The organism is Rhizobium mulingense (genome assembly GCF_029194105.1).
Lineage (GTDB): Bacteria > Pseudomonadota > Alphaproteobacteria > Rhizobiales > Rhizobiaceae > Rhizobium > Rhizobium mulingense.
Window position 1 is genome coordinate 1 of sequence record NZ_JARFVE010000069.1, and the last position, 680, is coordinate 680.

Annotated in this window: 1 pseudogene; it reads right to left on the bottom strand. The window is 59.7% G+C overall.

Features of this window, described 5'->3' with window-relative positions:
• Nucleotides 1–146 precede the first annotated feature (146 nt).
• Nucleotides 147–614 (bottom strand): annotated as a pseudogene (locus PYR71_RS30740) (ISNCY family transposase); the annotation flags it as partial.
• Nucleotides 615–680: the final 66 nt, after the last annotated feature.

Genomic DNA, 680 nt, shown 5'->3' on the forward strand with positions numbered 1-680 from the left:
CACAGCAGTTCATCGTGTCCGCTACCGATAGCCGACCGCTAAGCTGCTTCGCCAGATGGGGTCTGCTTGTCGCTTACAGTGTTTGCACTAGGACTTCCGATGTTCGTCTCAACCTCGCAAGACGGCCCTCACCGGCCGCTTACCGATTGCTGCTCCTGCCGCTCCTTGATATAGGCCAGAACATCGCCGAGCCGCTTGTTCTCGACGATCGCCGCATGCGTCACCCGCTGGTCCTTGTCGAACACCTTGTAGGGCAGGGAGTGTCCCTTCCACCGCACATCGAGCCGGCCGTCGGCATAGGCATAGGTCTCGACATAGCGACCAGCCAATCCGCGCGTCACGTCGCTCTCCGCCAGCATGATCCGCTTGCGCTCAAACGAAAACGTCAGCTGCGACCCGACATAGCGCTGCTCGCGTTTGCACAGGATCTCCTTCAACCGATCCGGTGCAAGATTTACCGGCCGGTGCAGGTCATCGGATCGGGCAGGGACAATCGCAAACCGCCCATTGTAGTCCACCATGAAGCCCGGCAGAAACGCATTGCCTGCCTCCATGGTGTCGATGCCTGCCAGTCGCAATTCCTTGACCAGACGATCCTGCAGCGTAAGCGACAAGCAGACCCCATCTGGCGAAGCAGCTTAGCGGTCGGCTATCGGTAGCGGACACGATGAACTGCTGTG